The sequence below is a fragment of the Aeromicrobium sp. genome (assembly GCF_014378035.1).
Lineage (GTDB): Bacteria > Actinomycetota > Actinomycetes > Propionibacteriales > Nocardioidaceae > Aeromicrobium.
In genome coordinates this window covers 1-9,158 of record NZ_JACMOM010000343.1, presented here as the reverse complement: position 1 = coordinate 9,158, position 9,158 = coordinate 1, and the positions used below count along the sequence as shown (strand labels likewise).

Here is a 9,158-nt window from a genome sequence, read left to right as displayed (position 1 = left end):
GCTCCGACCCTGTGGGACGTGACGTTCCAGACGGCTGTCGCGCAGGCCGAGCTCGAGGCACGCGAATACCCCGGCGCCTACCACCGCGTGGCGTTCCACGGCGCCGACGGACCGGTCTTCATCGAGACCACGCGTCCCGAGCTCATCGGTGCGTGTGTCGCGTTGGTCGCCCACCCTGATGACGAGCGCTACCAGACCCTGTTCGGCACCACTGTGCGGTCGCCACTGTTCGACGTCGAGATCCCGGTCGTCGCCCATCCCGCGGCAGAGATGGACAGGGGATCCGGCCCCGTCATGTGTTGCACGTTCGGCGACCTCACTGACGTCATCTGGTGGCGCGAGCTGCAGCTGCCCAACCGCACGATCATCGGGCGCGACGGCCGCATCGTGCCAGACGTACCGGACTGGATCGGCGAGGCGGGACACGAGCTGTATGCGTCGCTGGCCGGCAAGACGACCTTCACCGCTCGGGAGCTGAGCGTGGCCGCACTGGTCGAAGCCGGTGATCTGGACGGAGAGCCCAAGCCGACCCAACGCATGGCCAACTTCTACGAACGCGGCGACAAGCCCCTCGAGATCGTGTCGACGCGCCAGTGGTACCTCACGAACGGGGGCCGTGACGCCGACCTGCGCAAGGCTCTGGTCGCTCGCGGCGGTGAGATCAACTGGGTGCCGTCGTACATGCAGTCCCGCCTCACCAACTGGATCGACGGGCTCAACGGCGACTGGCTCGTCTCGCGGCAGCGCTTCTTCGGCATCCCGTTCCCGGTCTGGTACCGCCTCGACGCGGTCGGCGAGCCCGACTACGCCGAGCCGATCCTCGCCGACGAGGCGTCGTTGCCCGTCGACCCGGCAGCCCAGGCACCGCCCGGCTTCGATGACTCGCAGCGTGGCCAACCCGGCGGTTTCATGGCCGACCCCGACGTCCTCGACACGTGGGCCACCTCCTCGCTGACTCCCCAGATCGTCTGCGGGTGGGAGCGCGACCCTGACCTGTTCGCCCGCACGTTCCCCATGGACCTGCGGCCGCAGGCCCACGACATCATCCGCACGTGGCTGTTCTCCACCGTCGTCCGCTCCCATCTCGAGCACGGCGTGGCGCCGTGGCACAACACCGCAATCTCCGGATTCGTCGTCGACCCCGACCGCAAGAAGATGAGCAAGTCCAAGGGCAACGTGGTCGTCCCCGACGTGATCCTCGACAAGTACGGTGCCGATGCGGTGCGCTGGCGTGCTGCCGGCTCACGTCCCGGCACCGACTCGCCGTTTGACGAGGCGCAGATGAAGGTCGGTCGCCGCCTCGCCATGAAGGTGCTCAACGCCAGCAAGTTCGTGCTGGCGTCCGAGCAGGCCTATGGCCTGGGCGCCGACGCGTCGCACCTCGACCCCGCCCGCGTCACCGAGGCGATCGACCTGGGGATGCTCAGTGGGCTGCGGGGCGTCGTCGAGGAGGCGACAGCCAGCTTCGAGGGGCTCGACTACGCGACAGCCCTCGAGGTCACCGAGAAATTCTTCTGGGACTTCTGCGATGACTACCTCGAGCTCGTCAAGGAACGCGCTCGCCGTGACGATGCGGGTGGAGAGTCTGCCAAGAGTGCCTTCGTGCTGGCGCTGTCGGTACAGCTGCGACTGCTCGCACCGTTTTTGCCGTACGTGACCGAGGAGGTGTGGTCGTGGTGGCAGGAGGGATCGATCCACCGCGCCGCCTGGCCCGTCCTCGACGTCGACCTGACGACTGACCCGCGCGACCCGGCCGTGCTGCGGGTGGCGGCCCAGGCTCTGGCGGGCATCCGCGGCGCCAAGTCTGTGGCGAAGGTCAGCATGAAGACAGAGATCAGCGCTCTGTCCGTCACGGCGGCACCGGCTGAGCTAGAGCTGCTCACGACAGCTCTCGCCGACGTCGTGGCGGCCGGGCGCGTCACCGGCGACGTCACCCTCGTCCCACGTGATGATGCCGACGGGGTGCAGGTCGACGCCACGCTCCTCGCCACCGACTGAGCCGAGCCCGGCCCTTGCCCCAGTAACGCTCTGGAGACAGAGAGTGAGGTTTGTCGGTCGTTCTGGCAACTCATTCTGTGGACTGCACACACTCACCACTCGGCCTCGGGGCTGGGGTCAGGTGAGGTGCGCGGCCGCGGCCTCGCGCGCCGCGGCTGGGTCGGCTGCGGCAAGGGCGGCAGCGGCAGCACTCCGGCACTGCTCGAGACTGACCGTCCCGAGCGTGGCGCCCACCAGGGGCGCGGCCGTGGCGGCCGATGACAGCGACGTGACACCGAGACCGACGAGCACGCAACCCAGCTGCGGGTCGGCCGCAGCCTCGCCGCACACGCCCACGGGCTTGTCTGCGTCGAGACCAGCCCTGGCGACCCGTTCGACGAGCGCCAGCAGCGCGGGCTGCCAGGGGTCCGTCAGGCGCGACAGGGACGAGGCCATGCGGTCGGCCGCGAACGCGTACTGGCTGAGGTCGTTGGTACCGATCGACACAAAGTCGACGTGTCGCATGATGCGGTCGGCGAGCAGCGCGGCGCTGGGGATCTCGATCATGACCCCGGGCACCAGCCCGCGCTCGCGCACCTTGGCGGCGAACCACGCCGCCTCGCCCTCGGTGGCGACCATGGGTGCCATGACCCACACGGGCCCAACGGCATCCTTGGACGCAAGTGCGATGGCGTCGAGCTGGCGGTCCATCAGTCCCTCGTCGCGCAGGCCGAGGCGCATGCCCCGCACCCCGAGAGCGGGGTTGGGCTCGTCCTTGATCGTGGCGAAGCTGAGGGGTTTGTCCGACCCCGCGTCGAGCGTGCGAATCACGACCCGACGATCGCCCATCGCGACGAAGACCTCACGGTAGATGTCGGCCTGCTCCTTGACTGTCGGCTCGACGTCACGGTCGAGGAAGCACAGCTCGGTGCGGAAGAGCCCAACGCCCTGCACCGGCTCGTCGGCGGCCCGACGTGCACCGGCACCGTCCTGGACGTTGACCATGATGTCGATGACGTGCCCGTCGCTGGTGGCGCCGGGACCGGTCCATGACGCGGCGGCCTCGCGCAGGACAGCGGCCGCGGCCGTGCGCTCACGCGCCATCTCCGGGCGGGGATCCAGGATGACCTCACCGGTGGACCCGTCGACCAGCACCGACCTGCCCTCGGCGACGTCCTCGAGCCCGGTCGTACCGACGACGCACGGGATGCCGAGCTGGCGGGCGATGATGGTGGTGTGGCTCGTGGCGCCGCCGAGCGAGGTCGCGATGGCCACGACAGTGTCAGGGTCGAGTCCGGCAGCGTCAGCCGGCGCGAGGTCGTCGGCGCACAGCACCGAGGGCTGCTCGGGTGTCGGGATGCCGGGCTCGGGCTGGCCGGTCAGCTCGGCGATGACCCGGTCACGGATGTCGCGCAGGTCGGCGACCCGCTCGGCCATCAGCCCCCCGGCGTCGGCGAACATCGCACTGAGCTCGTCGATCGCCCCCACGGTGGCCGCACAGAGCCCGTGTCCATCGGTGAGCCTTGCGCCTACCAGCGCTGCCAGACCGCGGTCGCGGGCCAGCACCGAGGTGGCCATGAGCACCTCGGACGTCGCTCCCCGGGCCCGGCCCGCTCTGTCGGCCAGCCGGTCCGCGACGACGGCGGCAGCAGCACTGAACCGCTCACCACCGGCCGCAGGCCCGAGGGCATCCTCGGCCTCGGGCAGGTGCGGACGAGGCCTCGGGCGAATCACCGGCCCGACTCCGATGCCCGGAACGACACCATTGCCCTGAAGTGTGGACGATGACATGCGGTGTCCCCCTTGACGCGCCGGAGGCACAGTGACGGACCCCGCGTGGATGCTTGACATTACACGCAGACAAACGTAAAACCATACATAACCACAGGCAAATCCACACAAACTCACGCGTTTCGAGGAGCCCCGTGTACGCCGCAGAACGTCAACTGCTGCTCGCCGAGCGGCTGCACCAGCACGGTCGACTGAGCGTCATCGATCTCGCTGAAGAGCTGAGCGTGTCCAGCGAGACGATCCGCCGTGACCTCGCAGTGCTGGAACGCGACGGGCTTGCGCAACGCGTCCACGGCGGCGCTGTTGCCGCCCGCCCCTTGACAGTCCTGGCGTCAGGCCTGGCCCAACGCACCAGCACCAATGCCGCGCAGAAGGAGCGCATCGCCCAACGGGCCGCTGCCTTCCTGCCCGCACTCGGCGGCAGCGTCGTCCTCGATGCCGGCACCACGACCAGCCTCCTCGTCGACCTCATCCCGCTCGATCACACGCTGACGGTCCTCACCCACGCCATCCCGTTGGCGGGCAAGCTGACAGCCATCCCCTCGGTCACCCTGCACCTCCTCGGCGGACGGGTACGCGGGGTCACCGCTGCGGCCGTGGGCCAGTCCACTGTCGATGCGCTCGCACTCGTGCAGGCCGACGTCTGCTTCCTCGCCACCGATGCTGCGTCACCGCAACACGGACTCAGCACCCACGATTCGGAGGAGGCTGCGGTCAAGCGCGCCTTGGCACGGTCTGCGCGCAAGGTCGTGGCAGTGTTCGACTCGTCCAAGTTCTCGATCGAGCATGTTTTCGCGTTCACCACCTACGACGAGATCGACGTCGTCGTGACCGACACCGGCGCCAGCCCCGACGACGTCCGCTCGCTCCGTGCCCATGGTGTCGAGGTCGTGCTGGCGTGATCGTCACCCCCCTCCCCTGACCGAAGCACGCCACCTGATCCAGAAGAGATCACCGAACGAAGGATGAGCGCATGCCAACCAGGACAGTGACAGTCGGCTCGGCGGTGGGGCTGCACGCCCGCCCCGCAGCCCTGATCGCCCAGGCCGCGTCGTCGGCGGCGAGCGCAGTCACCCTCGCCACGTCCGGGCGAAACCCCATCGACGCCGGCTCGGCCCTGCTGATCATGACGCTCGGGGCCAAGATGGGCGACACCGTTGTCGTGGAGAGCGATGACGAGGTGCTCGTCGACCAGATCGCCCGGCTCGTCGAACAGGACCTCGACGCTCACCCCGCCTGAGTCCGACTCGCTTGGCTGGCTGGCGGTCAGGCAGTCCGCGGTCGCAGCCTCAGAGGGTGCGAAAGGTGATACCGGCGTGCTGCAGCCTGGCGATGAGTGCATCGCCCATCGCGACTGCCGTGGTGGTCTGGCCCGATACCGTGGGCAGATCGTCGTAGGCCAGTGACATGGCCGACTCACTGAGCATCTTGGCAGTCTCGGTGTAGCCGGGATCGCCGCCACTGACCTGCGTCGTGACGGTCTTGCCGCCACCCTCGGCGACGAGTCGCAGGGAGAACCACGACTTGTCGCGCGTGGCCTGGTCGGGCCCGTCACCCTGCGACTTGAGGCTCAGCAGCGCCTTGCGAGTGAGGCTCAGCTGCGACCCTGCCATCAGCACACCGGCGGCGGCGATAGTGCCGACCATCATGGGCAGGGTCTTGAATTGCGCGAAGTGTGAGTAGGTGAAGTCCGGTCCGTAGCGGTCGAGCGCCCGCGCCGACCGCAGCACGATCTGGGGGTCGATCGTCGGGATCGGCAGCGCCCAGCCCTTGCCCCCGGCGCCGCGACCGATCTTGCCGGCCCCCCGGATCGTGCGAGCCGGCGGCCTCGGCTCGGCCCTCTTGCGCTCGCCGGCCGTCCTGCTGGCCTGACGCACGCGGGAGAACGCCCCGACAGCGGAGTGGTAGGTGCCACCGGATGCCGTGCCACCGGCCCGGATGTAGCCCTTGACCGAGATGGGCACGCCCTCGGGCATCTGCTCGACGGTGTAGAGCACTCCGAGGTCGTAGGGGATCGAGTCGAAACCGCAGGCGTGGATGATACGAGCACCGGACGCCTCGGCCACCGTGTGGTATTTCAACCACATCTGATCGACGAACTCCGGCTCACCCGTGAGGTCGACGTAGGCGATGCCCGCCTCGGCGGCCGCCTTGACCGCAGCCTCGCCATGCTTGACGTACGGGCCGACCGTGGTGACGAGCACCCTCGTGGCCTTGGCCAGCGCCGACATCGAGTCGGGGTTGCCGGTGTCGGCGGAGATGATCGACGGGCGCACTCCGCCGGCCTTCTCGACCCGGTCGGCAACCGCTTCCAGCTTCGCCTGGTTGCGACCCGCGATGGCCCACGATGCGCCCGCCGGGAGGTGTGCAGAGAGGTAGTCGGCGGTGAGCCCACCGGTGAAGCCGGTCGCTCCGAGCAGGGCAATGTCGACAGTCGTCACAGGGGATGCCTTTCGCGCGTGAAGTCGCTGACGCCGAGGCGGCAGACCTAGGAGGCCTTCTTGGCCACTTCGTCGTGGGTCAGGATGGTCGGTCCTGCGGTGCCTGCGACCGTCGCCTCGGTGACGATGACCTTGGCCACGTCGTCGCGGCTCGGGATCTCGTACATCACCGGCTCGAGAACCGCCTCGATGATCGACCGAAGCCCGCGTGCTCCGGTGCCCCGCTCAAGAGCCAGCTCGGCCATCGCGTCGGCAGCCTCTTCGCTGAACTCCAGCTCGACACCGTCGATCTCGAACAGCCGGACGTACTGCTTGGTGAGGGCGTTGCGCGGCTGGGTGAGGATCGCCACGAGCGCTTCCTTGTCGAGGTTGTCGACCGCAGCGATGACGGGGAGGCGGCCGATGAACTCCGGGATCAAGCCGAACTTGAGAAGATCTTCGGGCAGCACCTTGGAGTAGAGCTTCGCGGGGGCGACGGTCTTGCCGATGTCGACGTTGCCGGTGTTGAAGCCGAGACTCGTCTTGCCGCTGCGCTGCTCGATGATCTGGTCGAGACCGGCGAAGGCCCCGCCCACGATGAACAAGACGTTGGTCGTATCGATCTGGATGAACTCCTGGTGCGGGTGCTTGCGCCCGCCCTGCGGCGGCACCGAGGCTGTGGTGCCCTCGAGGATCTTCAGGAGCGCCTGCTGCACACCCTCGCCCGACACGTCGCGGGTGATCGAGGGGTTCTCGCTCTTGCGCGAGATCTTGTCGACCTCGTCGATGTAGATGATGCCCGTCTCGGCCTTCTTGACGTCGTAGTCGGCGGCCTGGATGAGCTTGAGGAGGATGTTCTCGACGTCCTCGCCGACGTAACCGGCCTCGGTGAGCGCGGTGGCGTCAGCAATGGCGAAGGGGACGTTCAGCATGCGAGCGAGGGTCTGCGCAAGGTAGGTCTTGCCGCAGCCGGTGGGCCCGACGAGCAGGATGTTGGACTTGGCCAGCTCTACCTGGTCGTCCTTGCCCCGCGCGTTCGCCGCCTGCGCCTGGACACGCTTGTAGTGGTTGTAGACCGCCACCGCGAGCGACTTCTTCGCGCCCTCCTGCCCGATGACGTAGCCGTTGAGGAAGTCGTAGATCTCGTGCGGCTTGGGCAGCTCGCCGAGGCTGAGCTCTGCACCTTCGGCGAGCTCTTCCTCGATGATCTCGTTGCAGAGGTCGATGCACTCGTCGCAGATGTAGACGCCGGGGCCGGCGATGAGCTTCTTGACCTGCTTCTGGCTCTTTCCGCAGAAGGAACACTTCAACAGATCGGCTGTTTCACCAATGCGTGCCACGCGGTATGTCCTTCCGTTGAACTGAGTCAATCGTGCATGATCCGGTCGGCCACCGAGGAGGCCGACAATTTCACCCTAGCCGCGATCTGGTACCCCGTCGCGATCATGGGGCACCCGATTCGCGCGTGTCGTCAGGGTCCGGGCGTCTTGAGCGTGTTGAGGACCTCGTCGACCAGACCGTACTCAACGGCCTGCTGCGCCGTCAGGATCTTGTCACGGTCGACATCTTTGCTGACTTCTTCGATCGACTTGCCGGTGGCCTCGGAAATCATCTTCTCCATGAGCTCGCGCATCCGGAAGATCTCGTTCGCCTGGATCTCGAGGTCGGAGATCTGGCCGCCGGTGCCCTCGGTGTAGGGCTGGTGGATCAGGATGCGGCTGTTGGGAAGAGCCAGACGCTTGCCGGGGGTTCCGGCGGCGAGCAGAATCGCGGCCGCCGAGGCAGCCTGGCCCAGGCACAAGGTCTGCACGTCTGGCTTGATGTACCGGATCGTGTCGTAGATCGCGGTCAGCGCGGTGAACGATCCACCGGGGCTGTTGATGTAGATGCTGATGTCGCGGTCGGGGTCCATGGCCTGCAGCGACATGAGCTGCGCCATGACGGCGTTTGCGACGTCATCGCTGATCGGGGTGCCCAGCATGATGATGCGGTCCTCGAACAGCTTGGTGTAGGGGTCAATGCGCCGGAATCCGTAGGACGTGCGCTCTTCCCACTGCGGCATGTAGTAGCTCATGAAATGTCTCCCGCGCTCGCGACCACGTGATCGATGAGGCCGTACTCCTTGGCCTGGTCCGGCGTGAACCAGCGGTCGCGGTCAGAGTCGAGCTCGATCTGCTCAACGGTCTGGCCGCTGTGGTGCGACTGCAGCTGGTTGAGCTGCCTCTTCAGCAGGATGCTCTGCTCGGCCTGGATCTTGATGTCGGAGGCCGAACCACCGATGCCGCCTGACGGCTGATGCATCATGATGCGGGCGTGCGGGAGGGCGTAGCGCTTGCCCGCAGTGCCGGCGGCCAGCAGGAACTGGCCCATCGAGGCGGCCAAGCCCATGCCGAAGGTGGCGACGTCATTGGAGATGAACTGCATCGTGTCGTAGATCGCCATGCCCGAGTCGACCGAACCACCGGGGCTGTTGATGTACAGGAAGATGTCGGCCTCGGGGTCCTCGGCGTTGAGCAGCAACACCTGCGCGCAGATCGCGTTGGAGTTGGAGTCGCGGACCTCTGATCCGAGGAACACGATGCGCTCCTTGAGGAGGCGCTGGTAGATGTGCCCGTCAAGATCGGACGGCCCGGCCTCGCCGGCCATGGCTTGGGGGGTCTGTGGAGTGTTCACGCTCTCGACAGTAGACGGGTCGATGGCTGAACACACGCCAAAACACGTCTGTTCGCCCTCGGCGTACGTCTCATAGGGTGCTGCTGTGGTGGACGGTTTACCACGGTGCCCATGCAACGCCGCTCTGACCGCGGAAAACTTTCCACGGTCGGAGGCGACATTCCTACGCACCGTGGTATGCCGTCCCTGCGGGGACCGGCCCGTGGGCTCATTCGCCGAGGGCGGTGCGGGATTCGCCGAAGGCGGTGCGGGATTCGCCGAGGGCGGTGCGGGATTCGCCGAAGGCGGTGCGGGATT

8 protein-coding genes are annotated in these 9,158 nt (G+C 67.4%); 3 read left to right on the top strand and 5 right to left on the bottom strand.

Annotated features, from left to right (window positions below; translation table 11 throughout):
• Positions 1 to 1,998: valine--tRNA ligase (gene valS, locus H7290_RS18095; RefSeq protein WP_290515411.1), on the top strand; the 1,998-nt coding region annotated here is incomplete at its 5' end.
• Between the two features lie 117 nt (positions 1,999 to 2,115).
• Here the strand turns inward: valS and H7290_RS18090 are convergent.
• Positions 2,116 to 3,768 carry a putative PEP-binding protein gene (locus H7290_RS18090; RefSeq protein ID WP_290515410.1) on the bottom strand — a complete coding sequence of 551 codons (1,653 nt, stop codon included), beginning with the start codon at positions 3,766 to 3,768 and terminating at the stop codon, positions 2,116 to 2,118.
• A 134-nt stretch (positions 3,769 to 3,902) separates the two neighbouring features.
• Between H7290_RS18090 and H7290_RS18085 the strand changes: the two genes are divergently transcribed.
• Positions 3,903 to 4,670, top strand: a complete 768-nt coding sequence (locus tag H7290_RS18085) for a DeoR/GlpR family DNA-binding transcription regulator (protein WP_290515409.1) — start codon at positions 3,903 to 3,905, stop codon at positions 4,668 to 4,670.
• 71 nt (positions 4,671 to 4,741) lie between these two features.
• Positions 4,742 to 5,008 carry an HPr family phosphocarrier protein gene (locus H7290_RS18080; protein WP_290515408.1) on the top strand — a complete coding sequence of 89 codons (267 nt, stop codon included), beginning with the start codon at positions 4,742 to 4,744 and terminating at the stop codon, positions 5,006 to 5,008.
• 49 nt (positions 5,009 to 5,057) lie between these two features.
• On the opposite strand, the gene H7290_RS18075 is transcribed toward H7290_RS18080, so the two are convergent.
• The 4 genes from H7290_RS18075 to H7290_RS18060 form a co-directional block, all read right to left on the bottom strand.
• Positions 5,058 to 6,209, bottom strand: a complete 1,152-nt coding sequence (locus H7290_RS18075) for a saccharopine dehydrogenase NADP-binding domain-containing protein (protein WP_290515407.1) — start codon at positions 6,207 to 6,209, stop codon at positions 5,058 to 5,060.
• A 47-nt stretch (positions 6,210 to 6,256) separates the two neighbouring features.
• Positions 6,257 to 7,528 (bottom strand): ATP-dependent Clp protease ATP-binding subunit ClpX, encoded by a 1,272-nt coding sequence (gene clpX, locus H7290_RS18070; protein WP_290515406.1) that lies wholly within the window; start codon positions 7,526 to 7,528, stop codon positions 6,257 to 6,259.
• A 131-nt stretch (positions 7,529 to 7,659) separates the two neighbouring features.
• Positions 7,660 to 8,262 carry an ATP-dependent Clp protease proteolytic subunit gene (locus tag H7290_RS18065; RefSeq protein ID WP_290515405.1) on the bottom strand — a complete coding sequence of 201 codons (603 nt, stop codon included), beginning with the start codon at positions 8,260 to 8,262 and terminating at the stop codon, positions 7,660 to 7,662.
• Positions 8,259 to 8,834: an ATP-dependent Clp protease proteolytic subunit gene (locus tag H7290_RS18060; protein ID WP_290515412.1), complete on the bottom strand. Its 576-nt coding sequence runs from the start codon at positions 8,832 to 8,834 to the stop codon at positions 8,259 to 8,261. The genes H7290_RS18065 and H7290_RS18060 overlap by 4 nt, the downstream gene beginning before the upstream one ends.
• Positions 8,835 to 9,158: the final 324 nt, after the last annotated feature.

Excerpts from the sequence above, each read along its gene's own strand:
- H7290_RS18090 (WP_290515410.1), bottom strand. The coding sequence starts at position 3,768 with ATGTCATCGTCCACACTTCAGGGCAATGGTGTCGTTCCGGGCATCGGA.
- H7290_RS18080 (WP_290515408.1), top strand. The coding sequence starts at position 4,742 with ATGCCAACCAGGACAGTGACAGTCGGCTCGGCGGTGGGGCTGCACGCC.
- H7290_RS18060 (WP_290515412.1), bottom strand. The coding sequence starts at position 8,834 with ATGGCCGGCGAGGCCGGGCCGTCCGATCTTGACGGGCACATCTACCAG.
- H7290_RS18065 (WP_290515405.1), bottom strand. The coding sequence starts at position 8,262 with ATGAGCTACTACATGCCGCAGTGGGAAGAGCGCACGTCCTACGGATTC.